The sequence below is a fragment of the Corynebacterium sp. AOP40-9SA-29 genome, from assembly GCF_052377405.1.
In the GTDB taxonomy this organism is placed as follows: domain Bacteria; phylum Actinomycetota; class Actinomycetes; order Mycobacteriales; family Mycobacteriaceae; genus Corynebacterium.
Map to the genome: position 1 here is coordinate 297,692 of NZ_JBQSWR010000002.1, position 24,870 is coordinate 322,561.

The window sequence follows — 24,870 nt, forward strand, 5'->3', positions numbered from 1 at the left end:
CGGCCCGTGTAACCCCGACCAGTGTAGTGGTCTGAGGTCGACCGTGTCACTGACGGATCACCGGCAGGGCACTGGGTAGGCCACTGGGCGGCCCAGAGGCGACAGCGGTTTCCGGTCCCACCGTCGGCTCGGGTAACCTGTCCGTTTGGCAGATCCGTGTGTCCCGACAATCAGGAACACACGGTGACGATGGCGTTTATGGAGGCGGACTGACCGGTGGACAAGATCAAGGCGTATATCTCGCTGACGAAACCCCGTGTCATCGAGCTGCTGCTTGTCGCCGCTATCCCGTCCATGCTCCAGGCACAGCGCGGTGAGGTAAATCTCGGGCTGATCCTGCTGACACTGGTCGGCGGATGGATGGGTGCCGCCGCGGCGAATACCTTCAACATGGTCGCCGACTACGACATCGACCAGAAGATGCGGCGCACGCACCGCAGGCCGCTGGCCAAGCACACGGTGAACAAGACCGAGGCCCGCATCTTTGCCTGGGCACTCACCATCGGCAGCGTGCTGTGGCTCGGCCTGCTGTGCCACTCCTGGCTGGCCGCCGGGTTCATCCTGCTGACCATCTGGTTCTACATCTTCGTGTACACCAAGTGGCTCAAGCGTCGGACCTGGCAGAACGTGATCTGGGGCGGGGCGGCCGGCTGTATGCCGGTGATGGTCGGCTGGGCCACCGTGACCGAGGCCAACGGCGGTTCCTTCAACGCCGGCTGGGCCTCCTGGGGCCAGGCGCTGCTGCTGTTCCTGATCATCTTCTTCTGGACGCCGCCGCACACCTGGGCGCTGGGCATGCGTTACCGCGAGGACTACGAGGCCGCCGGCGTGCCGATGATGCCCGTCGTCAAGCCTCCGCTCGAGGTCACCCGCCAGATCCTCTGGTACACGTGGGCGACGGTGATCACCTCGCTGCTGCTCGTCCCGGCGACCGGTTGGGTCTACGCCGTGGTGGCGCTGCTCAGCGGTGCGTGGTTCATCCTGCGCGCCCACGGGCTGCACAACGGGGTGAAGAAGGGCGTGAAGGTCAAGCCGATGAACCTCTTCTTCCTCTCGAACAACTACCTCTCGGTGCTCTTCGTTGGTCTGTCGGTGGACGCCGTCCTCGGCCTGGAGACCATCCAAGAGATGGTGGGCTTCTAGGGCCCCAACCCCAGCGTTCAACCCCACAGGACGGTCAGCGACCACCCTGTGGGGTTGTTCTCTGCCCGGCGCAATCTCTGCATTTCGGCCCGTTCACTGGCAGCAATCGGGCCGAATTGCAAGGATTGCGCCGGCGGTGGGGACGGGGAGGGACGCGCGAGAGGCCTGGAGGGCTCCAGCAACAAGCAACCCCCAGGCCGAATGAATCGACCTGGGGGTTGCCACGTGCCCGTGGGGAGTCTGTATCGGCGGGGACTACCGCCGGACGCTACGAGGCGTCTGCTGTGTCCGCGGCGCCTGCCGCGTCCACCGCGTCTTCGGTGTCGTAGTCGCGGTCCGCGGCGTCATCGCCCCGGCGGAAGCGCATCGCCCACAGCAACCCGGTGGCTGCGGTCACGACCGCGGAGCCGAGGACGTGCGGAGGCACCGTCCAACGCGGCACACCGAGGTTGTACTGCACCACGCCGACCACGCCCTGGATCACGATCCCGGCGATCAGCACCAGCGCGGCGGTCTTGATCCGACGGTCCACGTGCACGGCCAGCAGACCGGCGAGCAGGCCGATGGTGATGCCCATGTACAGGTACATCGCGTGGGCGTGCATATTGGCGATTTCGAACAGGGCGATCTGCAGTCGGTCGCCCTCCTGGATCGCCTCATCGCCGGCGTGCGGGCCGGAGCTGGTGGTCATCGTGCCGGAGACCAGGGTCAGCGCCAGGCCCACCGCGGAGCCCCAGGTCGCCCAGCGCAACGGGCGGGGCATGGTGGCGCGGCGCGGGGCCTCGTCGTCCTCACCAATCTTGACGACCATCACCGCGGCGAAGAAGACCAGCACCATCGACGGCAGGAAGTGGAGCATCACGATCCACCACGCCAGGTCCAGGTGCACGGTGATTCCGCCGATGACCGCCTGGGCGATGATGCCGATGCCCTGCAGGAAGGCGATGTGCAGGATCGTATTGCGCCGGGCCGCCCGCAGGACAGTCAGGAAGGCCACCAGGGCGGCGACGATGAGCACGAAGGTCAGCATCCGGTTACCGAACTCGATGGCCTGGTGGATCGCCGGGGTCGTCCCGGACTCCGGCACCAGCGAGCCGGGGTGGCACTGCGGCCAGGTGGGGCAGCCCAGACCGGAGCCGGTGACACGCACCAGCGAACCGGTGAAGGTGATGCCTCCCTGGCAGACCATGAGGATGATCGCGTACAGGCGCTGGCGCTTCACCGTGGGGACCGGCGACCATGCGCACAGGGCGAGGATCGCGGTGTAGAAGCGCAGGAACCCCCGGTTCACCGGCTTCTCGGTGTGTTGCACACGGTCGCGCATCGCCACCAGTGTGGTGTCTCTCACCCGGGGCACGACCCCTGGGTCTGTGCTGGTTGTCGGGCTGCCGTCCTGGGGTTTCTGCGAGACCTTCACGGTGCCCCAGTCTATCGCTACAGGGCGCGACGGCCGTAATCTGAACGGCTCAGTATTCGTCTCAGTCGTCGTCCATGGTGAAGGAGAAGAACCGCACGGCCAGTGCGCCGCCCACCACACCCCAGGCTGCGAGGACGAGCAGGGCGGGCAGGTTCATCGTGCCGGCGGAGGCGTCCACCAGCCCGTCGGTCAGCGCCACGGACGGCAGGACGCGCAGTCCGGCGTGCACCGGGCCGGGCAGGTCGGTGTCCATCGCCGCGACGACGGCCGCGCCCATCAGTACGAACCAGATCGTATTGCCGAGCGCGAGCACCAACTCCGAACTCAGCGTCCCGCCGAGCAGCAGTCCCAGGGCGGTGAAGGTGGCCACACCCACGAGGATGAACAGGGCCGCGGGCAGGGCGCCGGCCGCGCTCGGCGACCAGCCCAGCAGCAGCGCCACGGCGGTGAGGACGACGAGCTGCACGAGCACCGCGGCACCGACGGCCATGATCTTGCCGGCGATCAGGACGCGGCGCGGCACGCCGCACGCGCCGATACGTTTCAGCGCCCCGTAGCGTCGGTCGAAGGCCACGGCGATGGCCTGCCCGGTGAATCCGGCGCTCATCAGCGCGATGCCCACGGTCATCGGGTAGACGTTCTGCACCGCGTCGTCCAGCGGGACCACGGGAATCAGGCTGAGGGCCACGAGCAAGCCCAGCGGGATCACCAGCGACAGGAGCTGCTGTTCGCCGTGGCGCAGGAAGAGCAGGGTCTCGATGCGGGCCTGGGCCAGCAGCATCCGGCCGGTCGGCGCCTGGTGCGGGTCGGGCGTGAACTGGCCGGGGGCGAAACGTCCGGAGGTCTGACGGGACCGGATCATGCGCGGATCTCCCTTCCTGTGATGTCGAGGAATACGCTCTCCAGGCTGCGCTGGTCGACCTCCAGGGAGGTCACGAGCACGTCCTGGCGGGCTGCCTCGGCGGTGATCTCGGCGACGAGCGCGGGGGTCACCGTCGCGGACACGGAGATCTGCGCCGGCCGGGTCACCGAGACAGTGGCGCCGGACGGTGCGAGCCGGTCGGCCAAGGCCGCCACGTCCAGCTCGCGGTCGGTGCATACGGTAATCCGCGGGTCGGAGGTGCTGGTGAGTTCACTGATCGTGCCCTGGGCCACCGCCTTACCGTGGTCGATGATGACCACGTGGTCGGCGAGCGCCTCGGCCTCGTCCATGAGGTGGGTGGTGAGCACCACCGACACCCCGTCACCGCGCAGCGCGGTGATCAGGTCCCACACCGCCAGACGCGACTGGGCGTCCAGCCCCGCGGTCGGTTCGTCGAGGAAGACCAGCTCGGGACGTCCTACCAGGGCCAGCGCCAGCGAGAGGCGCTGCTGCTGGCCGCCTGACAGGCGGCGGTAACTGGACTTCTCGTGGCCGGTCAGGCCCACAGTCTCAAGCAACCAGGCCGGGTCGAGGGGATCGGCGGAGTAGGACGCCGCGAGGTTGAGCATCTCGCCGACGCGGATGCCCGGATACGCCCCGCCGCCCTGCAGCATCACGCCGATGCGTCCGCGCAGCCGGTCCGTGTCGCGCGAGGGGTCGGTGCCGAGCACCTCGACGGTGCCCTCGTCGGGGGCGAGGAAGCCCTCGCACATCTCCACCGTCGTCGTCTTGCCTGCCCCATTGGGGCCCAGCAGGGCAAGGACCTCGGCCTGCCCGACGGTGAGGTCCAGGCCGTCCACCGCGGTGACATCCCCGTACCTCTTGACGACCCCGCGTAAACGGAGTGCAGCCCGGCTGCCCGCGTCCTTCCCTGCGCTAACCACGGTGCCAGAGTCTATCCGTTGCGCTGACGGCGTTGGTAAAGCAGCCAGCCCACCACGATGAACACCACCGAGAACAGCGCCGACATCAGGTACATCACCGCCACCGTCGCCGGCGGCAGGTTCAGCCCGCGCGGCAGAATGAAGTAGCTAAGGATCGCCGTATAGGCCACCACGGCCACTCGGAATGTGCCGCGGTTGGCCCACGCTGCCAGCGGCATCACCGCCCACAGCACGTACCAGGGGTGCACGACGGGGAAGAAGACGACGAGGAAGAACGTCGCCACGCCGAGTCCACCGACCGGGTGCACACGTCCGCGGAAGGACGCCCACAACATGCGCACCACCCAGAACCCGCCGATCATCAACCCGATCAGCCGGGCGGTGGACAGGGCGGCGTCGGTGTGATCGCCCAACCCCAGTCCCATGCCGGTATTCGCGGTGAGCAGGCCGATGTCGGTGGTCACCGACATCCAGCTGATCACCTCGGTCGCCCCGCCCTGCACCGTGATCCAGCCGAAGCCGAGCCCGGTGAACAGCGACACGGCGGCAACCACCACGCCCGTGCCGACGGCGTAGATCGCCGCGGCGGCGAAGAGGTCGCGGAAACGTCCCCCGAGGTAGCGGGCCAGCGCCACACCGACGAAGCCGAGGGCGAGAAAGGCGGTGACCTTGACCATGCCTGCCGCACTGATCAGCACGATGCCGGACGCCCCCCACAGCCACCGGCGCACGGCCGGCACGGGGCCAGCGTCCACGGCGCGCAGGCCGCATTCCACGCCGGCGAGCAGCATACCCATCATCACTGCCTCGTTGTGCACCCCGGCCACCAGGTGCAAGTAGACCAGCGGATTGAGGATGCCCAACCACAGGGCCGCCTGCGGGTGCACTCCGCAACGGCGTGCCAGACGCACCACCGCCCACGCCGCCACGAACACCCCAACCACGGAGATCAGCCGGTGGGCGATCACGCCCAAGGCGATGACATCGCCGGTGAGTTTGGAGATCACCGCCGCCATGCCCACCGCGACCGGGCCGTAGGGGGCAGGGGAGTGCGACCATTCAAAGGGCACGGAGCGGGCCAGGTCATTGTCCACGCCGAGCAGGTCCACCGGCCCGGCGGAGTAAGGGTCCATCCCTTGAGCGGCGATGGATCCCTGGGCCAGGTAGGAGTAGATGTCCTGGGTGAACATCGGTGCGGTGGCCAGCAACGGCAGCACCCACAGCACGCCGATGCGCACCAGCGACGCCGTCGGCAGCAGCGGCACATCAGCGTCCTGCCGCGGTACGCAGTAGCGCCAGAGCAACAGCCAGCCCACGATGAGCAGGCTGATACCCACGAACACCGCCACGGTGGTGGTGTGCAGCATGCGGGAGAGGAAACCACTGATCGGCAACGACCACAGGGTATTGCCGACCACGGGCAGCGCGCCGGCCCCGACTCCGCCGATGCCGATCAGTACCGAGCCGATGATGCCGGTGAACACGCCGAGACGCAGCCGGAGCAGTTCACTGCCGGTGAATCGCCGGACGGGGGCCGCCGGGCTGGGCGTGTGCAGGGTGGCACTGCGCGAGCCGGCCGTGCCGATATTCGGCAGCAGGCCGACCATCCGCCGGAGGCCCCGGCCACCTGCCTGCCGCTTCTGCAGCTGCTCCCGCCGCTCATCCTGCTGCTCCGGGGACTCCTGCGCCGGGTCGTCGGTCACAGGGCTGTCGGAGGCGGGTGGCTGAGTCACACCGGCATTCTACGGGTCGGGGGCCGCGACCCGCGGCAGACACCCTGTCGTTGCGAAAATAGGCCTATCGGTAGCGCGGAGAAACAACAGGTCAGGCTGTCCTTATTAGACAACGGGAATGATTTAAGCGACACTCGTGTTGTCTAATCATGACCCGCTGTCACAACTGTCGTCGAGGAGGGAACAGCTCATGAGCGAACGGGACACCCGCCGCGAAGTTCTGGCGCAGATCCTCCGGAACGGTCCGATCAGCGCCACCGACATCAGCGACGCGCTCGGATTGAGCGCCGCCGGTGTCCGACGGCACCTGGACAATATCGTCTCGGACGGTCTCGCAGAGACCGAGGAGGCCCCGCGATCCGCCACTGGGCGGACCCGAGGTCGCCCGGCCAGGCAGTATCGCCTGACCGACGCGGGACGGGGACGTTTCGGCCATGATTACGACACACTCGCGCTCCTGGCCCTGCGGGCCCTCCGGGAGACCGGAGGGGACGACGCGGTCGCCGCGTTTGCCGATCAGCGCATGCAGGAACTGTTCGGGTCGGTGGAAGACGATGAATCTGGGGACGAACCCGGAGCCGTCGTGGACCGCGCCGGACGCATCGCCGAGGCGTTGACGGACCGCGGCTATGCCGCGACGGTCAACGAGGCGGCGACCGGCGTGCAGATCTGCCGCCACCACTGTCCGATTCAGGATGTCGCCCATGAGTTCCCGGAACTCTGTGCGGCGGAGCACCGGGTGGTCACCGAACTCCTCGGCCACCACACCCAACCCCTGGCGACCATCGCCGACGGCAACGGAATATGTACGACCCACATCCCGCTGACCACAATCCACCCTTCATCCACGAAGGAGAGCTGACATGACTCAAGCTGCACAACTACCTGACAACAAGCCCCAAAACGCGCCCCAGAACGCACCCCAGACCGATGACGAGATCATCGACTCGATCGGTGCCTACGGCTACGGCTGGCACGACTCGGACGCCGCGGGTGCCGCGGCCGAGCGTGGCCTGTCCGAGGCCGTCGTAAGGGATATCTCCGCCAAGAAGAACGAGCCCGAGTGGATGCTCGAGCGTCGACTCAAGGCGTTGAGCACCTTCGACCGTAAGCCGATGCCGACCTGGGGCGCGGACCTCGGCGGAATCGACTTCGACAACATCAAGTACTTCGTGCGTTCCACGGAGAAGCAGGCCCAGACCTGGGAGGACCTGCCGGACGACATCAAGGAGACCTACGACAAGCTGGGTATCCCCGAGGCGGAGAAGCAGCGTCTGGTCGCCGGTGTGGCCGCGCAGTACGAGTCCGAGGTCGTCTACCACCAGATCCGTGAGGACCTGGAGAGCCAGGGCGTGATCTTCCTGGACACCGACTCCGCACTCAAGGAGTACCCGGAGCTGTTCAAGGAGCACTTCGGCACCGTGATCCCCGCCGGTGACAATAAGTTCTCCGCGCTGAACACCGCCGTGTGGTCCGGTGGCTCGTTCATCTACGTGCCCAAGGGTGTGCACGTCGACATCCCGCTGCAGGCCTACTTCCGGATCAACACCGAGAACATGGGCCAGTTCGAGCGCACGCTGATCATCGTCGACGAGGACGCCTACGTCCACTACGTCGAGGGTTGCACCGCGCCGATCTACAAGTCGGACTCCCTGCACTCCGCGGTCGTGGAGATCGTGGTGAAGAAGGGCGGGCGTTGCCGCTACACGACCATCCAGAACTGGTCGAACAACGTCTACAACCTGGTCACCAAGCGCACCCGCGCCGAAGAGGGCGCCACCATGGAGTGGGTCGATGGCAACATCGGTTCCAAGGTCACCATGAAGTACCCCGCAGTGTGGATGACCGGTCCGTACGCCAAGGGTGAGGTGCTCTCCGTGGCCTTCGCCGGCGAGAACCAGGTGCAGGACACCGGTGCGAAGATGGTCCACATGGCCCCGCACACCTCCAGCAATATCGTCTCCAAGTCGGTGGCACGCTCCGGTGGCCGTGCGGCCTACCGTGGTCTGGTGCAGATCAACAAGGAGGCACACCACTCCAAGGCGAACGTGGAGTGTGACGCCTTGCTGGTCGACTCGATCTCGCGGTCGGACACATACCCCTACAACGACATCCGCAATGACCACGTGACCCTCGGTCACGAGGCGACGGTCTCGCAGGTGTCCGAGGACCAGCTGTTCTACCTCATGAGCCGTGGGCTCGAGGAGGACGAGGCGATGGCGATGATCGTGCGCGGCTTCGTCGAGCCCATCGCCAAGGAGCTCCCGATGGAGTACGCCCTGGAGCTCAACCGACTGATCGAACTGCAGATGGAAGGATCCGTGGGTTAACCGATGACCACTCCTGTCACCACCCCTGAAGACAACGCCGTTACCCCGGCGAACAGCATGCCGACGAAGGGCGACCGCTACCAGTCGGCCGACCCGGCGTCGTTCCCCGTGCCGCACGGCAAGGACGAGGACTGGCGGTTCACCCCGCTGCGTCGTCTGCGCGGCCTGGAGGACACCTCCGCGGGCAAGGCTGCCCCGGCGGCCCGCACGAACATCTCGGTGGACACCGGCGACCAGGCTGGCGTGAGCTACTCCGAGCTCGCCATGGATGATGAGCGCACCGGACGCGCTGGCCTGCCGGTCGACCGCCCCGCGGCGGAGGCCTGGGTCAACAGCCCGGTCGCCGACCACGTGCTGGTCGCCAAGGACACCGTGCTGGCCGAGCCGGTCACCGTGACCGTCACCGGTTCCGGCGACGAGGTGACCACCTACGGCACCACCGTCATCGAGCTCGAGCCCCACGCCGAGGCCATCGTGGTGCTGCGGTACCAGGGTGAAGGCGCGCACTCCGACAACCTGGAGTTCGTCGTCGGCGACGGCGCCCACCTGACCACCGTGGTGTGGGAGGACTGGGGCCGCACCGCGGTGCACCTGTCCAACTCGCACATCCTCGTCGGACGCGACGCTACGGTGCGCCACACCGTGGCGACCTTCGGCGGCGACGTCGTCCGCTCCGTCCCGCACGTGCGGTTCACCGGCCCGGGCGGCGACGCCGAGCTGCTGGGCGTGTCCTTCGCCGACGCCGGCCAGTACTTCGAGCAGCGCCTGCTGGTCGACCACAGCGAGCCGAACTGCCGCTCCAACGTGCTCTACAAGTCCGCACTGCAGGGCGAGACCGGGCGCCACGGGTCCGAGGCCCGCACCGTGTGGATCGGTGACGTGCTGATCCGTCCGGAAGCGACCGGCACGGACACCTACGAGACGAACAAGAACCTGGTGCTCACCGAGGGTGCGCGTGCCGATGCGGTGCCGAACCTGGAGATCCAGACCGGTGAGATCGTCGGTGCCGGCCACGCCGCCACCGTCGGACGCTTCGACGACGAGCACATGTTCTACCTGATGTCGCGCGGCATCCCGAACCACGAGGCCCGCCGCCTGATCATCCGCGGCTTCTTCACCGACGTCATCCGTCGCGTCCCCGTCGACGGCGTCCGCGAGAACCTCGAGGACGTCGTCGAGCAGGAACTCGCCAACACGGTCCTCTGATCCACCCCACACCCCGGTAAGGAACTAGAAAGAACAATGAGCACTCTCGAAATCAAGAACCTGCACGCACAGGTCGTCCCGCAGGACGAGAACGAGGAGCCGAAGCCGATCCTCCACGGTGTCAACCTCACCGTGAACTCCGGCGAGACTCACGCCATCATGGGCCCGAACGGCTCCGGCAAGTCCACGCTGTCCTACGCCATCGCCGGTCACCCGCGCTACGAGATCACCGAGGGCGAGGTGCTGCTCGACGGCGAGAACCTGCTGGACATGGACGTCTCCGAGCGCGCCCGCGCCGGCCTCTTCCTCGCGATGCAGTACCCGGTCGAGGTCCCCGGCGTGTCGATGGCCAACTTCCTGCGCTCCTCGGCCACCGCCGTGCGCGGCGAGGCCCCGAAGCTGCGCCAGTGGGTCAAGGAAGCACGCACCGCCATGGACGAGCTCGAGATCGACCCGGCGTTCTCCGAGCGTTCGGTCAACGAGGGTTTCTCCGGCGGCGAGAAGAAGCGCCACGAGATCCTGCAGCTCTCCCTGCTCAAGCCGAAGTTCGCCATCCTCGACGAGACCGACTCCGGCCTCGACGTGGACGCCCTGCGCACCGTCTCCGAGGGCATCAACCGCTACAAGGAGCGTGAGGATGGTGGCCTGATCATGATCACCCACTACCAGCGCATCCTGAACTACGTGAAGCCCGACTTCGTGCACGTCTTCGCCAAGGGCCGTGTCGTGGAGTCCGGCGGCCCCGAGCTCGCCCAGGAGCTTGAGGAGCACGGCTACGAGCGATTCACCGCAAAGGCCTGATATCGAATGACCCCACTGGACACCGCCGCCATTAGGGCGGACTTCCCGATCCTGTCGCGCACGGTGCGGGACGGTCGTCCACTCGTGTACCTGGACTCCGGTGCGACCGCGCAGCGGCCGCTGCAGGTCCTCGATGCCGAGCGGACCTTCCTCACCGAGCACAACGCACCAGTGCACCGGGGCGCCTACGAGATCGCCGAGGAGGCGACGGACTCCTACGAGTCCGCGCGCGACGCCGTGGCGTCCTTCGTCGGTGCCGCAGGCAACGAGATCGCGTTCACCAAGAACGCCACCGAGGCACTCAACGAGGTCGCCTACGTCCTGGGCGACCCGCGTGCCGGTGACCTGTGCGTGGGCGCGGACGACGAGATCGTGATCTCCGAGCTCGAGCACCACGCGAACCTGGTGCCGTGGCAGGAACTCGCCCAGCGCACGGGCGCGACGTTGCGCTGGTACACCGCGACCGCCGACGGGCGCATCGACCTCGACAGCCTCGAGCTCTCGGAGCGCACGAAGGTCGTCGCCCTGTCCCACCAGTCCAATGTGACCGGTGCGCAGCTCGACGTCGACGAGGTCGTGCGGCGCGCCCGCGCCGTCGGCGCCCTGGTGGTGCTGGACGCCTGCCAGTCGGTGCCGCACATGCCGGTGGACTTCCACGCCTTGGACGTGGACTTCGCCGCGTTCTCCGGGCACAAGATGCTCGGGCCCAACGGCGTGGGTGTGCTCTACGGCAAGGCGAACCTGCTGGAGGCGCTGCCGCCCTTCCTCACCGGCGGCTCGATGATCGAGATCGTCACCATGGAGAAGACCACCTTCGCCGAGGTGCCGCAGCGTTTCGAGGCCGGTACCCAGATGACCTCGCAGGTCGTGGGTCTGGGCGCGGCGGTGCAGTACCTGCAGGACGTGGGCATGGACAACGTCGCCGCCCACGAGCATGCGATCACCGGCTACGCGCTGGAGCGGTTGTCCTCGGTAGAGGGGCTGCGAATCGTGGGGCCGGCCGAGAACGTGGACCGTGGTTCGGCAGTGAGTTTCGTCGTCGACGGGATCCACCCGCACGACCTGGGTCAGGTGCTCGACGATAACGGCGTGTGCATCCGGGTCGGCCACCACTGCGCGTGGCCGGCGCACCGCGCGCTCGGCGTGCAGGCCACCGCGCGGGCGAGCTTCTACCTGTACAACACCACCGCGGAGGTCGACGCCCTGGTCGACGCCATCCGTACCGCCCAGCGGTTCTTCGGCACGGTGGAGGACCAGGGCAGCGAAGAGAACGTGAACGAGAACGTGAGGCAGCCGCAGTGAAACTGGAGCAGATGTACCAGGAGGTCATCCTGGACCACTACAAGCACCCGCAGCACGCGGGGCTGCGCGCCCCCTTCAACGCCGAGGTCCACCACGTGAACACCTCGTGTGGCGACGAAGTGACCCTGCGGGTCACCCTGTCGGAAGATCTGGGCACCGTCGCCGACATCTCCTACGATGCGACCGGCTGCTCAATCAGTCAGGCGGCGACCTCGGTCATGGCCGAGGAGCTCACCGGGCTCAGCGTGCCGGACGCGATGGCGAAGCTGGCGGAGTTCGAGACCATGGTCACCTCGCGTGGCACGGTCGAGGGTGACGAGGACGTGATCGGCGACGGCGTGGCCTTCGCCGGTGTCTCCAAATACCCCGCCCGTGTGAAATGTGCACTGCTCGGCTGGAAGGCCTTCGAGGCCGCCACGAGCGAGTCAACCAACAAGTAAGTACGAGTAGTAAGGACGCACCATGAGTGACGACACCACCACCGAACCCACCTCCCCGCAGATGGACCCGAACCCGCTGGACGCCGTCCCGGAGCCTCCGAAGGACATCCCGCAGGAGGACGTGATGCTCTCCGACCAGATCGAGGAGGCGATGCTCGACGTCATCGACCCCGAGCTAGGGATCAACGTCGTGGACCTCGGGCTGGTCTACCAGGTGTGGGTCGAGCACACCGACGTCGGCACCGAGGCTGTCATCAACATGACCCTGACCTCGCCGGCGTGTCCGCTGACCGACATGCTGGAAGACCAGGCGAACACCGCCGTGGTCGACGGGATCGAGAAGGTCTCCGCCCTACGCATCAACTGGGTCTGGTCGCCGCCGTGGGGCCCGCACATGATCAACGCCGACGGCCGTGAGCAGCTGCGCTACCTCGGCTTCAGCGTCTAACCTCAGCGTCTAACCAGCCGCCGCAGCGCGGCGGGGGTGTTGCGCAGAAACGGCAGGACGCGGCGGGGGTGGCGCGCCAGGGCGAGCATCGCCAGCGCGACGCGTCCTGCGTCCTGCCCGGCGAGGTAGGACGTCTGCCGGTGGGTGGGGAGCTCGAAAAAGGCATCGAAGAAGCTGCGCAGCGTGGGGGCATCGGCGAGGACGAGGAGTTCGGCGCCGAAGGCCCGCAGCCGGTAGGCACACGCGGCCGTTAGGCGTTCACGCCGGGGGAGTGCACCGTGGCTGAGCAGGTGCAGCATGCGGTCGACCGTGGCTGCTGAGGCCGCGACGGAGTAGCCGGTGGCCGGGTGGGTCAGCCCGCCGGCCGCACCGAACACGGCGACCCCGTCGCGCACCCCGGTGTACCAGCCGCGGACGCGCCGGTCGGTGGGGAAGTGCACGGTCTCTGTGGCTGTGGCTGTGTGGGTTTCTCCCAGGCGTTCTTTTAGGCGCCGTTGCAGCACCTCCAGCGTCTCCCGTGTATGTGCCCGAGTCACCAGGACTGTTTCCTCGTACAGGGTGCCGCCGGCGACGGGCTGGACGTAGAGGAAACTCGGCGGCCCGGCGTCCTGCGCCCCCGGGACGGCCGTGACGGACGCAGGACGCCAGTCCATGAACACCGACGGTGCGTCCTGCGCGTCCTGCATCCCGGGGACCACCACCCCGTAAGCCACCTGCCTGATGGCCCCAGGGCGGTCGACCACGCCTCGGCAATCCACGACCATGTCGACACCCAGCGCGCGGGGATCCGGGGCGTCCACCTTGCGTCGGTGCAGGCGGAGGTTCGGGTGATGCAGGCGCTGCGTGGTGGCGTCGCAGTCGACCATCGCGTAGGTGCGCCCACGCAGCCGACGCTCACGCGCGGTGTGCACCTGCGGCTCCGGCACGACCGCCGAAAACGCAAGGATCTCGCGGGCCCACACCGGGAGGTCCTCCAGGAACAGGCCGTAGGTATTGCGCCACTTCGGCAGCGTCGCGCACGCGTCCGTCCCGGTTCCGCAGGCGGGGTCATAACCGTCGACGGTCCAGCCCAGGCTTGCCGCTCGGTGGGCGAGTAGGGCACCGGCGGGGCCGAGACCGAGGACGGCGATGTGCACGGGGACCTCCTGAACTGGCTGAACTGGATCGGTTCACTGGGTTGGGCGACATGGACGGGGGCCACCGGGGACCACCCCCGCGCTTTCGACCTTCGCACAGCCTCCCCTGACATGAACAATAGTTATGCTCACTAGGAGGGATGCAGGTCAACGGGCGCGGGAGCCGCCATGTGGGATGATCGGGATTCTACCCCCGACGTTAAGCCGGTAAGTAAGTACCATTCACGAAACACTATTCAAACAGGACTTAAAAGTTTATATTGATATCTGTCCAACAGGCCCCGGCCGAACGGACCGGACGTCTGGGGTCATCCCGTTCGCCGGAAGATTCAGCGGAAGTGGCGGGTGGGACGCCCTCGGCCCTCAATCCTTGAGGACCGACGCGGCTCTCTCCTCTCGGGGGGAGAAGGAGAGCGCGGTGCCCACCTCCACAACTGCTGACCCGCGGTGTTAGGATATGCCGTTGTGATTGTTACTCAAGACCTCGAGGTGCGCGTGGGGGCCCGCACCCTTCTCAACGCGCCAGGCCAACAGCTTCGTGTGCAGCCCGGAGACCGGGTCGGCCTCGTCGGCCGCAACGGTGCCGGAAAGACGACGTCGATGCGCATCCTCGCCGGTGAAGGTGAGCCCTACGGCGGCACGGTGACCCGTGCCGGCGAGATCGGCTACCTCCCGCAGGACTCCAAGGAGGGCGACATCAACCAGTCTGCCCGCGACCGGGTGCTTTCTGCACGCGGGCTGGACGAACTGCGTTCCTCGATGGACCGTCAGCAGGAACTGATGGAGAGCGGCACCGACTCCCAGCGCGACGCCGCGATCCTCAAGTACAGCCGGTTGGAGGAACGCTACTCCGCACTCGGCGGCTACGAAGCCGACTCCGAGGCCGCCCGGATCTGTGATGGCCTCGGCCTGCCGCAGCGCGTGCTCGACCAGCAGCTCCGGACCCTCTCCGGCGGTCAGCGCCGCCGCGTGGAACTGGCGCAGATCCTTTTCGCTGCAACGTCCGGCTCCGGACGTTCGGCGACCACACTGCTGCTCGACGAGCCCACCAACCACCTCGACGCCGACTCCATCACCTGGCTGCGCGACTTCCTGCAGCGCCACGAGGGTGGACTGGTCATGATCTCCCACGATGTGGACCTACTGGCCGCGGTGGTCAACAAGGTCTGGTTCCTCGACGCCGTGCGCGGCGAGGCCGACGTCTACAACATGACGTGGAAGAAGTACCTCGACGCCCGCGCCACCGACGAGGCACGTCGTCGCCGCGAGAAAGCCAACGCCGAGAAGAAGGCCGGTGCACTGCGCCAGCAGGCCGCAAAGCTGGGCGCCAAGGCCACCAAGGCTGCCGCAGCCAAGCAGATGATCGCCCGTGCCGACCGGATGATCGACGACCTCGACGACGTCCGTCAGGACGACAAGTACGCCAGCATCTCCTTCCCCGAGCCCGCACCCTGCGGCAAGACCCCGATGAACGCCACGGGTCTGACCAAGATGTACGGCTCCCTGGAGGTCTTCGCCGGCGTGGACCTGGCGGTGGACCGCGGTTCACGCGTGGTCGTCCTCGGCTTCAACGGTGCCGGCAAGACGACTCTGCTCAAGCTGTTGGCCGGGGTGGAGCGCACCGACGGCGAGGGCGGCATCGTGTCCGGCTACGGGCTGAAGGTTGGTTACTTCGCCCAGGAGCACGACACCATCGACCCGGACGCCAGCGTGTGGGACAACGCCATCAGCGCCTGCCCGGAAGCCGGCGAGCAGGACCTGCGTGGCCTGCTCGGCGCGTTCATGTTCTCCGGCGAGCAGCTCAACCAGCCGGCCGGCACGCTCTCCGGTGGTGAGAAGACTCGCCTGGCCCTGGCCACGCTGGTCAGCTCGCGGGCGAACGTGCTGCTGCTCGACGAGCCGACAAACAACCTCGATCCGCAGTCCCGCGAGCAGGTGCTCAACGCGCTGCGTACCTACACCGGCGCGGTCATCCTGGTCACCCACGACCCGGGCGCGGTGCGTGCCCTGGAGCCGGAGCGCGTGATCGTGCTGCCCGACGGCGACGAGGATCTCTGGTCGGATGCCTACATGGATATCGTCGAGCTGGCCTAGCTAAACCCCAGATAGGCCGGGTTTCCCATGATCAGCACCATCCCCTGATCCCGCAGCCATCCCTCCCTGGATGGGCTGATGTCACCTGAGTCATGCCCCAGGGCGTATTTTGCCCGTTTTCTGCCCTGGGGCATGACTCAGGTGACATTGGTGTCTTCAGAGCACCCCCGAAGCCCCGCCAGCGCCGCCTCAGGCGGGCTGCTGTTGTGTGGCGCAGTGGATGCCGCCGCCACCGGCGGCGATCGCGTCGATGTTGAGCTGGACGACCTCGCGCTCCGGGAACAGCCGACGCAGCAAGTCGCGTGCGGCGGTGTCGGTGTCCTCGGCGCCGAACTCCGGCACGATAACGGCACCATTGCACAGGTAGAAGTTGATGTAGCCGGCGGCGAAGTCCTCGCTGTCGTACTCCTCCCGCACGCTCGACGGGCTCTCCAGCACCTCGACCTGCAGTTCGCGTCCGGCAGCATCCGTCGCCCCGCGCAGAATGTCCAGGTGGGTGCGCGTCACGTCGTAGTCGAAGGAATCCGGGTCGGTCTCCAGGCCGGCCACGACGACGCCAGGGCGGGCAAAACGGGCGTAGAAGTCGGTGTGCCCGTCGGTGATGTCCATGCCGGCAATACCGGGCAGCCAGATGACGGTGGTCACGCCGAGCAGTCGCTCGAGCTCCTCCTCGACATCCTGTTTGGACCAGCCGGGGTTGCGGTTGTCGTTGAGCACGCAACTCTCGGTGATGATTGCGGTACCTTCACCGTCGACCTCCAGTGCGCCACCCTCCAGGACGAGGTCGGTGCGCAGATGCTCCACCCCGGCCTCACCGGTGACGAAGCCGGCAACCTCACGGTCGCCGCGGTGCTCCTGCTTGTCGCCCCAGCCGTTGAAGTTGAAGTCCACTCCAGCGCTGACTTCTCCACCGTCGACCGGGCGCACGAAGACCGGACCGGTGTCGCGGACCCAGAGGTCATCCAGCTCGCAGGCGACCAGGTCCACGTTTGCCGATCCGGTGAGTTCGCGGGCCAGGTCCATCTCGTGCTCGGGCACGAGCAGGGAGACGGGTTCGAAGGCGGCGATGGCGGTGGCGATGCCTGCCAGGTCGCGCTTCACCCCGGAGGCGAGGTCCCGGCCCCAGATGTCCTTCTCGGCGACGAAGGCCATCCACGTGCGGGCGTGGCGGTCGCCCTCGTCGGGCATGAGCCAGAGGCGCGTGTCGTCCGGGTCGACGACACTCGAGGAATCGGAGGAGTCAGAGGATCCAGAAGAGTCAGAGGATCCCAGCCCGCACGAGGCGAGGAGAGCACCTCCAAGCGCGGTGATCGAGGACTGGAGGAAGATCCGGCGGCGCACGATGCGTGTTCCTTTGGGTCGAAGGATGTCGTCAGGGTACTGACCTGCATAAGCCTAGCGCGAGGCACGGACAGGACCGAATACGCCCGAAACCGACCACAGCAGCTTTCGTAGCCGATACCATCGCGGAATGAGGATCACGGACAACACCCAGGGCCCTGGGCGCGCCCGACAGGACAGCATCTACCGAGCAGGCGTCGCCGGCCTGCGTCCACGGGTTCCGACGGATGCGGCGGAGTTGGAGCGCGCTGCGCGCCGTCGGATGTCGCGCAGGGCGTGGGCGTACGTGAACGGAGGAGCGGGGGAGAACCGCACCGCGGTCAACAACCGGCAGGCATTCGACAGGTACCGGATCGTGCCACGCATGGCTCACGGGGTCAAGGAACGCGACTTGTCAACGACCTTGTTCGGCAGGACGCACGCCTCGCCGTTGCTGCTGGCGCCGGTGGGCGCCGGCGCGCTCGTCCACCGAGACGCCGACCTGCGCGTTGCCCGCGCCGCCGGTGCCGCGGGCGTCCCGTACGTGGTCAGCAACCAGGGATCCTCCCCGCTGGAGGACACCGCCGCTGCGTGGAAATCCTCTACTACGTCAAGTGACATACCTGGACACTGGTTCCAGCTGTACTGGTCGACGGATGAGGACCTTGTCGACAGTCTCATCGCCCGCGCAGAGGCCAGCGGCGCCGGTGCACTGGTGGTCACCCTCGACACCACGGTGCTCGGCTGGCGTCCGCGGGACCTGAACCTGGGCTCCTTGCCGTTTTCCCGCGGGATGGGCATCAGCCAATACACCTCGGACAGCCGCTTCCTGCGCATCGTGCGCGACCGGCTCGACCGCGGACTGGCCGGCGGGACGGGCGGGGTGCGCGTCACCCCGGCCGCCGCGGCGTCCCTGCTGTCCATTGCACGCCACCACCCGGGCTCCACGCTGCGCAATCTCATCGCGCCGGAGCCTCGTGCGGCGGTGGAGACCTTCCTCGACGTCTACTCCAACCCAGGGCTGGACTGGGACCTGCTGGCGACGCTGAGGGACCGCACGTCGTTGCCGGTGGTCTTCAAAGGCATCCTGCACCCCGATGATGCCGAGCGTGCCTTCGAGGTCGGTGCGGACGCCATCGTGGTCTCCAATCACGGGGGACGCCAGGTCGACGGTTCCATCGCCTCCCTGGATGCACTCGTGGAGATCCGCGAACGGATTGGCGACGACCGCACCGTCCTGCTCGACTCCGGGGTACGCACGGGACGCGACGTGGCCGTGGCACTGGCCCTGGGGGCGGACGCCGTCCTACTGGGCCGTCCCCACCTCTACGGGCTCGCGGTGGCGGGACAGCGCGGCGTGCAGGAGGTCATCGACAACGTACTCGCCGACCTCGACCTGACGATGGCTCTCACCGGAGCCCGCGATGTCGCGGGGCTACGCGAGCTGGAGCTGCGGCGCGCCTAGAAGCGCGCTCAGCGCACCCCGGCGGCGCGCAATGCGGCGCCGATCTGGTTCAGCGAGAGGTTCGTGGTGATCGTGGCAGAAGCGCTGGCGATCTCATGGTCGCCGGCGAGGTAACGCACCACCGTCCAGCCGTTGGAGTACTCCGGCTCGAAGACGTCCACCGGGTTCGGCGCGCTGACCAGGTCGTGCGGCGTGCCGGCGTGATCGGCGAGCGCCTGGAAGGGCGCGGTGGTCACGGTGAAGACCGGTGAGCCGTCGGTGGGGTGGACCTCCACGAGCGCCCGGAACCAGTAGCGGTTGTCCTGGTTCGCACCCTGGCTGTTCGCCCGCCCGTGCGTGACCAGACGGTCGACCCACACTGCGCCGACACGGGCCGGGGCGAAACGCAGCCAGCCATTGCGCCATGCCGCGGCCAGCGCGAGTAGGCGACGCCGACGGCTGCGCGCGGTGATCAGCGACAGTCCCGCCAGTCCAGCACCCAGCAGGATCAGCACGATGCCTACGCCCGTGCCCGAGACCGAGCCGGCGCCGAGCAGCAGCACGCCCACCAGGACCACCGCCACCGCACAGGCCACCAGCACCAGCTGGGCGGTCGCCAGACCGAACAGGCGGGCGCCGGCGACCGGCATCGTGCCGTTGGCCGACAGCGCGTCGGTCACCGCCTCGTCATCGGACGGGAAGGGGCAGGCGGCGTCGAAGCGTCCTGCGCTGTAGCCGTCCTCGACGAGCCCGTCGGGGTCGGCGATGGTCGTGGCGCTACGCGCGTGGGTGAAGATCCGGGGCACGTCGACTGGCACCGCCTCTCAGTTACGGAAGCCGTGGACGGGGGCGGGGATGTAGCCGCCGCGGGAGATGAACTCCGAGGCGTCCACCGTACTGACGGGCATGACGGGCGCGTGGCCCAGCAGGCCGCCGAAATCGACGTCGTCGCCGGGCTCACAGCCCACGGCAGGCACAACGCGCACGGCGGTGGTCTTGTGGTTCATCACGCCGATAGCCGCCTCGTCGGCGATCATGCCGGCGATGGAGGACGCCGGGGTGTCGCCCGGGATGGCGATCATGTCCAGACCCACCGAGCAGATCGCGGTCATCGCCTCGAGCTTCTCGATGGTCAGGTTTCCGGCCCGTACCGCGTCGATCATGCCGGCGTCCTCGGAGACCGGGATGAAGGAGCCGGAGAGCCCGCCAACGCGCGAGCAGGCCATCATGCCACCCTTCTTCACCGCGTCATTGAGCAGGGCGAGTGCGGCGGTGGTGCCGTGCCCGCCGACCTGCCCCAGGCCCATGTGCTCCAGGATGTGGGCCACGGAGTCGCCGATGTCGGCCGTCGGGGCCAGCGAGAGGTCCACGATGCCGAAGGGCACGCCCAGACGCTCCGCTGCCATGGTGCCCACGAGCTGGCCGGTGCGGGTGACCTTGAACGCCGCGCGCTTGATCTCCTCGGCGATCTCGTCGAGCCGGGCCTCCGGGCCCAGGGCGGCGACTGCGCGGTCCACGACGCCGGGGCCGGAGACGCCGACGCTGATCACGCAGTCCGGCTCCTCGATGCCGTGGAAGGCACCGGCCATGAAGGGGTTGTCGCCGACCGAGTTGGCGAAGACGACGAGCTTGGCACAGGCGATCGAACTGCGGTCGGCGGTGGCCTCGGCGCAGTCCTTGACGACCTGGCCCATCTCAGCCACGGCGTTCATGTTGATACCCGCGCGGGAGGACGCGATGTTGACCGAGGAGCAGACGACGTCCGTCTCGCTCAGCGCCTCCGGGATGGAACGGATCAGACGCTTGTCGCCGGCGGAACCGCCCTTCTCCACGAGCGCGGAGTAGCCGCCGATGAAGTTCACGCCTACGGCGACCGCGGCACGGTCAAGCGCGCGGGCGATGTCGACCGGGTCGCAGCCGGGCACCGCGGAGGACACCAGGGCCACCGGGGTGACCGAGATGCGCTTGTTCACGATCGGGATGCCGAGCTCCTCCTCGATGCCGGAGCACACCGGGACGAGGTGCTCGGCACGCGAGGTCACCAGGTCGTAGACCGCCTCACAGGTGGCCTCAGGAGTCGCCCGGACGGCGGGCAGGAGGTTGATCCCCATGGTCACCGTGCGGATGTCCAGACGGTAGCGCTGGATCATCTCGATGGTCTCGAGGATCGAGGACGAGGGCAGGAATGCAGTCATGGTGTCCCGGAACCTCAGATCTCGTGCATCGCGTCGAAGATGGCCTGGGACTGGATGGTGATGACCAGCTTCTCCCGCTCTTCCACTTCGCTCATCCGCGCATTGACCTCGGTGACCGACAGGTCCTCGGGGAGTTCGACGTGCAGGATCATCGTGAACCAGTCGTCCATGATGGTCTGGGAGACGTTGCGGATATTGATCTGCAGGTCAGCACATGCGGTAGACACGGCTGCGATGATTCCGGTGTGGTCTCGCCCGGTAACGGTCATGATCGCGATCATGAGACACCATGCTACTTGCCGGACGCGACGAAGCACCCACCGGGCCAGGGGCCTGGCCGGTGGGTGCTTCACACGCATTCACGCACGCACACTCACGCGCTGTCGCGGACCTCCGCAGAACGCAGGGACTGCTCAACGATGTCGAGCGCCTCCGGGAGGAGCCCGCTCTCACGATCGGACACCAGGTGCGCCATAACGCCCTCCAGCACGAGCTCCAGGAGTTGCAGCGTGGTGGCCGTGGAGATATCGGTGCGCAGTCGGCCTGAGTCGCGCTGCTCCTCGAGGCGTTCGGTGACCGCCCCTCGCAGCGCGTTCTGGTCGGCCTCCCACACGCCCCGGAGTTCGTCGTCGAGCCGGATCCGTCGGGTGATCTCCACCCGCAGGCCCCACCACTCGGCGAGTTCGGGGTCCTCCAGGAGGTACCTGATCAGACCGATCATTCCCCGGTTGCCGGCGAGGTCGGTCATGCGCACCATGTCGCGGTGGGCGACCTCCCGGAAGAGGGTCTCCTTGTTGCGGAAGTGGTGGAAGATGGCTCCCCGGGACTTCCCGGTTTCCTTCTCCAGTCGTGACACCGTCGCCCCGTCGTAACCGTAGGTCACGAAGCAGGTCCTGGCTGCGCGGAGAATGTCGGTGCGCCGCTCGGTGAGATCAGTTTCACTGACCTTAGGCATGGACGGGCACCCCTCTCCGGTACACGTCCGCCCGCCTCACGGAGTCCGCGGGGCGGGCGGGAATGGACTACGAAACTAGTCGGACTAGCTGTTTTCCATCATGTTGCGCAGGACGAACTGCAGGATGCCGCCGTTGCGGTAGTACGCAGCCTCACCGGGGGTGTCGATGCGGGTGACCGCGTCGAACTCGATGACGTTGCCGTCCTCCTTGGTGGCGGTGACGTGGACGCTGTCCGGGGTGGTGCCCTCGTTCAGTGCCTCGATGCCGGCCAGGTCGAAGGTCTCGGTGCCGTCCAGGCCCAGGGACTTCCAGGACTCGCCCTCCGGGAACTGCAGCGGGATGACTCCCATGCCGACCAGGTTGGAGCGGTGGATGCGCTCGAAGCTCTCGGCGATGACGGCCTTGACGCCCAGCAGCAGGGTGCCCTTGGCAGCCCAGTCACGCGAGGAACCGGTGCCGTACTCCTTGCCGCCGAGGACGACCAGCGGGGTCTCCTGCTCGCGGTAGTTGACGGAGGCGTCGTAGATGAACGACTGCGGGCCACCCTCCTGGGTGAAGTCGCGGGTGTAGCCGCCGGTCACGCCGTCCAGCAGCTGGTTCTGCAGACGGATGTTGGCGAAGGTACCGCGGACCATGACCTCGTGGTTACCACGACGGGCACCCAGCGAGTTGTAGTCCTTGCGCTCGACACCCTTGGAGTCCAGGTACTGGGCTGCCGGGGTGCCGGGCTTGATGGAGGACGCCGGGGAGATGTGGTCGGTGGTGACCGAGTCGCCCAGCAGGGCCAGGACGCGTGCGCCGCTGACGTCGGAGACGGGGGCCGGAGTGGGCTCCATGCCCTCGAAGTACGGTGCCTTGCGGATGTACGAGGAGGCGTCGTCCCAGGCGAAGGTCTTACCCTCCGGCACGGGCAGGGACTGCCAGCGCTCGTCGCCCTTGAAGACGTCCGCGTAGTCCTCGGAGTAGAGCTCCTTGGTGATCGAGGACTTGATGACCGACTCGATCTCCTCGGTGGCCGGCCAGATGTCGCGCAGGAAGACGTCGTTGCCGTCGTTGTCCTGGCCCAGCGGCTGGGTCTCGAAGTCGAAGTCCATGGTGCCGGCGATGGCGTAGGCGATCACGAGGATCGGGGACGCCAGGTAGTTCATCTTGATGTCGGGGGAGATACGTCCCTCGAAGTTACGGTTACCGGACAGCACGGCGGTAGCCGCGAGGTCGGCCTCGTTGATGCCCTCGGAGATAGCCTCCGGCAGGGGACCGGAGTTACCGATGCAGGTGGTGCAGCCGTAACCCACGAGGTAGAAGCCCATGGCCTCGAGGTCCTTCCACAGGTCGGCCTTCTCGAAGTAGCCGGTGACGACCTGGGAGCCGGGGGCGATGGAGGTCTTGACCCACGGTGCGGAGTGCAGGCCGAGCGCCGCAGCCTTGCGGGCCAGCAGGCCGGCACCGACCATGACGGAGGGGTTCGAGGTGTTGGTGCAGGACGTGATCGACGCGATGCCGACCATGCCGTGGTCCAGGACCATGTCCTTGCCGTCGTAGTTGATCTCGATCGGGTTGGACGGACGACCCTCGTTGCCGGTGGCGGCGGACGGCAGGTTGCCCTTGGCGTCCGCGGCGGTGGTCGGGTTGCCGGTGTGGCCCCCGACGTTGCCACCCTCGGCGACGAAGTTCTGAGCGTCAGCGTTGCCGGAGTTGCTATCGGCGTAGTTGTGCAGGTCCTTGCGGAACTGTGCCTTGGAGTCGGAGAGCTCGATGCGGTCCTGGGGACGCTTCGGGCCGGCGATGGAGGGCACGACGGTGGAGAGGTCGAGCTCGAGGTACTCGGAGTACTCGGCGTCGTTCTCCGGGTCGAGCCACATGCCCTGCTCCTTGGCGTAAGCCTCGACGCGGTCCAGGGTCTCCTGGTCGCGACCGGTCAGAGCCAGGTAGTCGACGGTCTCCTTGTCGATGGGGAACATCGCGGCGGTGGAGCCGAACTCCGGGGACATGTTGCCGATGGTGGCACGGTTGGCGAGCGGCAGCTCGGCGACACCCTTGCCGTAGAACTCGACGAACTTGCCGACCACGCCGTGCTGGCGCAGCATGTCGGTGATGGTCAGCACCACGTCGGTGGCGGTGACGCCCACGGGGATCTCACCGGAGAGCTTGAAGCCGACGACGCGGGGGATAAGCATGGAGATCGGCTGACCGAGCATTGCAGCCTCGGCCTCAATGCCGCCAACGCCCCAGCCCAGGATGCCCAGGCCGTTCTCCATCGTGGTGTGAGAGTCGGTACCGACACAGGTGTCGGGGTAGGCCATGCCGTCCTTGTCGAAGATCGACCGGGCCAGGTACTCGATGTTGACCTGGTGGACGATGCCGGTTCCGGGGGGCACAACGCGGAAGTTGTCGAAGGCACCGGTGGCCCAACGCAGGAGCTTGTAACGCTCTTCATTGCGCTGGTACTCGATGGCCACGTTCTGCTCGAGGGCGTTCTCGTCACCGAACGCCTCGATGATGACCGAGTGGTCGATGACCATCTCAGCCGGGTTCAGCGGGTTGACCTGGTCAGCGTCGCCGCCGAGGGCCACGACCGCGTCGCGGATGGTGGCGAGGTCGACCACGCAGGCCACACCGGTGAAGTCCTGCATGACCACACGTGCCGGGGTGAACTGGATCTCGATGCTCGGGTCGGCGGACGGGTCCCAGTTGGCGATGGCCTGGATGTGCTCGGGGGTGACGTTCGCGCCGTCCTCGTTGCGGAGAAGGTTCTCTCCGAGGACCTTCAGCGAGTAGGGCAGCTTCTCCATACCCGGGACCGCGCTCAGGCGGTACATCGTGTAGGACCGGTCACCGACCTCCAGAGTCCCCTCTGCTCCAAAAGAATTCTTGCTGTCAGTCACGGCAGTACTCCTGAATCTCTTCTCGTTATCGTCGTCAGTTGTGTTGACGTTCGTCTGACGTCATCCCGCGGCGCGGACCTCATGGACCTCGTCTGGACCTGGTCCCCGGCACCGGGCACGATGGTGCCGTCGCGGACTACCACTATTGTGTCAGCAGTTGTCGCGGATTCCGTCGGAACTACTATAACAGTACGACCGTAATGCTACATAACCG

General features: G+C 67.2%; 21 protein-coding genes. 10 read left to right on the forward strand and 11 right to left on the reverse strand.

The genetic code is table 11. The features are described 5' to 3' along the window. Positions 1-216: 216 nt before the first annotated feature. Positions 217-1,143 (forward strand): heme o synthase, encoded by a 927-nt coding sequence (locus ACT3SZ_RS05890; protein ID WP_444617416.1) that lies wholly within the window; start codon positions 217-219, stop codon positions 1,141-1,143. Positions 1,144-1,411: 268 nt separating this feature from the next. Here the strand turns inward: ACT3SZ_RS05890 and ACT3SZ_RS05895 are convergent, their stop codons facing one another. From ACT3SZ_RS05895 to mptB, 4 genes are all read right to left on the reverse strand, one after another. After that, positions 1,412-2,467, reverse strand: coding sequence for a COX15/CtaA family protein (locus ACT3SZ_RS05895; RefSeq protein WP_444617664.1), 1,056 nt, complete (start codon positions 2,465-2,467; stop codon positions 1,412-1,414). Positions 2,468-2,621: 154 nt separating this feature from the next. Beyond that, positions 2,622-3,422 carry an ABC transporter permease gene (locus ACT3SZ_RS05900; RefSeq protein ID WP_301443552.1) on the reverse strand — a complete coding sequence of 267 codons (801 nt, stop codon included), beginning with the start codon at positions 3,420-3,422 and terminating at the stop codon, positions 2,622-2,624. Further along, a complete protein-coding gene (locus ACT3SZ_RS05905; RefSeq protein WP_444617418.1) occupies positions 3,419-4,366 on the reverse strand; it encodes an ABC transporter ATP-binding protein in 948 nt (315 codons plus the stop codon). Before ACT3SZ_RS05905 ends, ACT3SZ_RS05900 begins: the two co-directional genes overlap by 4 nt. Positions 4,367-4,377: 11 nt before the next feature. Continuing rightward, positions 4,378-6,099, reverse strand: a complete 1,722-nt coding sequence (mptB, locus tag ACT3SZ_RS05910) for a polyprenol phosphomannose-dependent alpha 1,6 mannosyltransferase MptB (protein ID WP_444617420.1) — start codon at positions 6,097-6,099, stop codon at positions 4,378-4,380. A gap of 190 nt (positions 6,100-6,289) precedes the next feature. Between mptB and ACT3SZ_RS05915 the strand changes: the two genes are divergently transcribed. Genes ACT3SZ_RS05915 through ACT3SZ_RS05945 form a run of 7 tightly spaced genes read left to right on the forward strand, consistent with a single transcriptional unit; the run spans position 6,290 to position 12,626 of the window. After that, positions 6,290-6,961, forward strand: a complete 672-nt coding sequence (locus ACT3SZ_RS05915; RefSeq protein ID WP_444617421.1) for a helix-turn-helix transcriptional regulator — start codon at positions 6,290-6,292, stop codon at positions 6,959-6,961. Between the two features lies 1 nt (position 6,962). Beyond that, entirely contained in the window at positions 6,963-8,429 is a 1,467-nt protein-coding gene (gene sufB / locus ACT3SZ_RS05920; protein ID WP_444617422.1) for a Fe-S cluster assembly protein SufB, read from the forward strand. Positions 8,430-8,432: 3 nt separating this feature from the next. Continuing rightward, positions 8,433-9,635: a Fe-S cluster assembly protein SufD gene (gene sufD / locus ACT3SZ_RS05925; protein ID WP_444617423.1), complete on the forward strand. Its 1,203-nt coding sequence runs from the start codon at positions 8,433-8,435 to the stop codon at positions 9,633-9,635. Between the two features lie 36 nt (positions 9,636-9,671). Further along, a complete protein-coding gene (sufC, locus tag ACT3SZ_RS05930) occupies positions 9,672-10,436 on the forward strand; it encodes a Fe-S cluster assembly ATPase SufC (RefSeq protein WP_444617425.1) in 765 nt (254 codons plus the stop codon). A gap of 6 nt (positions 10,437-10,442) precedes the next feature. Beyond that, positions 10,443-11,738, forward strand: coding sequence for a cysteine desulfurase (locus ACT3SZ_RS05935; RefSeq protein ID WP_444617427.1), 1,296 nt, complete (start codon positions 10,443-10,445; stop codon positions 11,736-11,738). Next, positions 11,735-12,178 carry a Fe-S cluster assembly sulfur transfer protein SufU gene (gene sufU / locus ACT3SZ_RS05940; RefSeq protein ID WP_444617428.1) on the forward strand — a complete coding sequence of 148 codons (444 nt, stop codon included), beginning with the start codon at positions 11,735-11,737 and terminating at the stop codon, positions 12,176-12,178. Before ACT3SZ_RS05935 ends, sufU begins: the two co-directional genes overlap by 4 nt. Before the next feature lie 22 nt (positions 12,179-12,200). Then, positions 12,201-12,626: a metal-sulfur cluster assembly factor gene (locus ACT3SZ_RS05945; RefSeq protein WP_301442671.1), complete on the forward strand. Its 426-nt coding sequence runs from the start codon at positions 12,201-12,203 to the stop codon at positions 12,624-12,626. A gap of 2 nt (positions 12,627-12,628) precedes the next feature. On the opposite strand, the gene ACT3SZ_RS05950 is transcribed toward ACT3SZ_RS05945, so the two are convergent. Next, positions 12,629-13,762 carry a lycopene cyclase family protein gene (locus ACT3SZ_RS05950; RefSeq protein ID WP_444617429.1) on the reverse strand — a complete coding sequence of 378 codons (1,134 nt, stop codon included), beginning with the start codon at positions 13,760-13,762 and terminating at the stop codon, positions 12,629-12,631. A 465-nt stretch (positions 13,763-14,227) separates the two neighbouring features. On the opposite strand from ACT3SZ_RS05950, the gene ACT3SZ_RS05955 reads away from it, so the two are divergent. Further along, on the forward strand, positions 14,228-15,856 hold the full coding sequence (locus ACT3SZ_RS05955) for an ABC-F family ATP-binding cassette domain-containing protein (RefSeq protein WP_444617431.1): 1,629 nt from the start codon (positions 14,228-14,230) through the stop codon (positions 15,854-15,856). 189 nt (positions 15,857-16,045) lie between these two features. Here the strand turns inward: ACT3SZ_RS05955 and ACT3SZ_RS05960 are convergent, their stop codons facing one another. Next, positions 16,046-17,200, reverse strand: coding sequence for an agmatine deiminase family protein (locus ACT3SZ_RS05960; RefSeq protein WP_444617665.1), 1,155 nt, complete (start codon positions 17,198-17,200; stop codon positions 16,046-16,048). A gap of 127 nt (positions 17,201-17,327) precedes the next feature. Here ACT3SZ_RS05960 and ACT3SZ_RS05965 point away from each other — a divergent pair, with 127 nt between their 5' ends. Continuing rightward, complete coding sequence (locus ACT3SZ_RS05965; RefSeq protein ID WP_444617432.1) at positions 17,328-18,641, forward strand: alpha-hydroxy-acid oxidizing protein; 1,314 nt, start codon at positions 17,328-17,330, stop codon at positions 18,639-18,641. An 8-nt stretch (positions 18,642-18,649) separates the two neighbouring features. Here the strand turns inward: ACT3SZ_RS05965 and ACT3SZ_RS05970 are convergent, their stop codons facing one another. From ACT3SZ_RS05970 to acnA, 5 genes are all read right to left on the reverse strand, one after another. After that, positions 18,650-19,438, reverse strand: a complete 789-nt coding sequence (locus ACT3SZ_RS05970; protein WP_444617434.1) for a hypothetical protein — start codon at positions 19,436-19,438, stop codon at positions 18,650-18,652. Between the two features lie 6 nt (positions 19,439-19,444). Continuing rightward, a complete protein-coding gene (locus ACT3SZ_RS05975) occupies positions 19,445-20,815 on the reverse strand; it encodes a PFL family protein (RefSeq protein ID WP_444617436.1) in 1,371 nt (456 codons plus the stop codon). Between the two features lie 14 nt (positions 20,816-20,829). After that, positions 20,830-21,096, reverse strand: coding sequence for an ACT domain-containing protein (locus ACT3SZ_RS05980; RefSeq protein WP_444617438.1), 267 nt, complete (start codon positions 21,094-21,096; stop codon positions 20,830-20,832). A gap of 92 nt (positions 21,097-21,188) precedes the next feature. Next, positions 21,189-21,770, reverse strand: a complete 582-nt coding sequence (locus ACT3SZ_RS05985) for a helix-turn-helix domain-containing protein (protein WP_444617440.1) — start codon at positions 21,768-21,770, stop codon at positions 21,189-21,191. Positions 21,771-21,854: 84 nt separating this feature from the next. Further along, positions 21,855-24,656 carry an aconitate hydratase AcnA gene (gene acnA / locus ACT3SZ_RS05990; RefSeq protein WP_444617442.1) on the reverse strand — a complete coding sequence of 934 codons (2,802 nt, stop codon included), beginning with the start codon at positions 24,654-24,656 and terminating at the stop codon, positions 21,855-21,857. Positions 24,657-24,870: the final 214 nt, after the last annotated feature.

Coding starts and splice junctions, on each gene's coding strand:
- ACT3SZ_RS05975 (WP_444617436.1), bottom strand. CDS start 20,815: ATGACTGCATTCCTGCCCTCGTCCTCGATCCTCGAGACCATCGAGATG.
- ACT3SZ_RS05895 (WP_444617664.1), bottom strand. CDS start 2,467: ATGCGCGACCGTGTGCAACACACCGAGAAGCCGGTGAACCGGGGGTTC.
- ACT3SZ_RS05945 (WP_301442671.1), top strand. CDS start 12,201: ATGAGTGACGACACCACCACCGAACCCACCTCCCCGCAGATGGACCCG.
- sufB (WP_444617422.1), top strand. CDS start 6,963: ATGACTCAAGCTGCACAACTACCTGACAACAAGCCCCAAAACGCGCCC.
- ACT3SZ_RS05985 (WP_444617440.1), bottom strand. CDS start 21,770: ATGCCTAAGGTCAGTGAAACTGATCTCACCGAGCGGCGCACCGACATT.
- ACT3SZ_RS05965 (WP_444617432.1), top strand. CDS start 17,328: ATGAGGATCACGGACAACACCCAGGGCCCTGGGCGCGCCCGACAGGAC.
- ACT3SZ_RS05935 (WP_444617427.1), top strand. CDS start 10,443: ATGACCCCACTGGACACCGCCGCCATTAGGGCGGACTTCCCGATCCTG.
- ACT3SZ_RS05980 (WP_444617438.1), bottom strand. CDS start 21,096: ATGATCGCGATCATGACCGTTACCGGGCGAGACCACACCGGAATCATC.
- ACT3SZ_RS05900 (WP_301443552.1), bottom strand. CDS start 3,422: ATGATCCGGTCCCGTCAGACCTCCGGACGTTTCGCCCCCGGCCAGTTC.
- sufD (WP_444617423.1), top strand. CDS start 8,433: ATGACCACTCCTGTCACCACCCCTGAAGACAACGCCGTTACCCCGGCG.
- sufC (WP_444617425.1), top strand. CDS start 9,672: ATGAGCACTCTCGAAATCAAGAACCTGCACGCACAGGTCGTCCCGCAG.
- ACT3SZ_RS05915 (WP_444617421.1), top strand. CDS start 6,290: ATGAGCGAACGGGACACCCGCCGCGAAGTTCTGGCGCAGATCCTCCGG.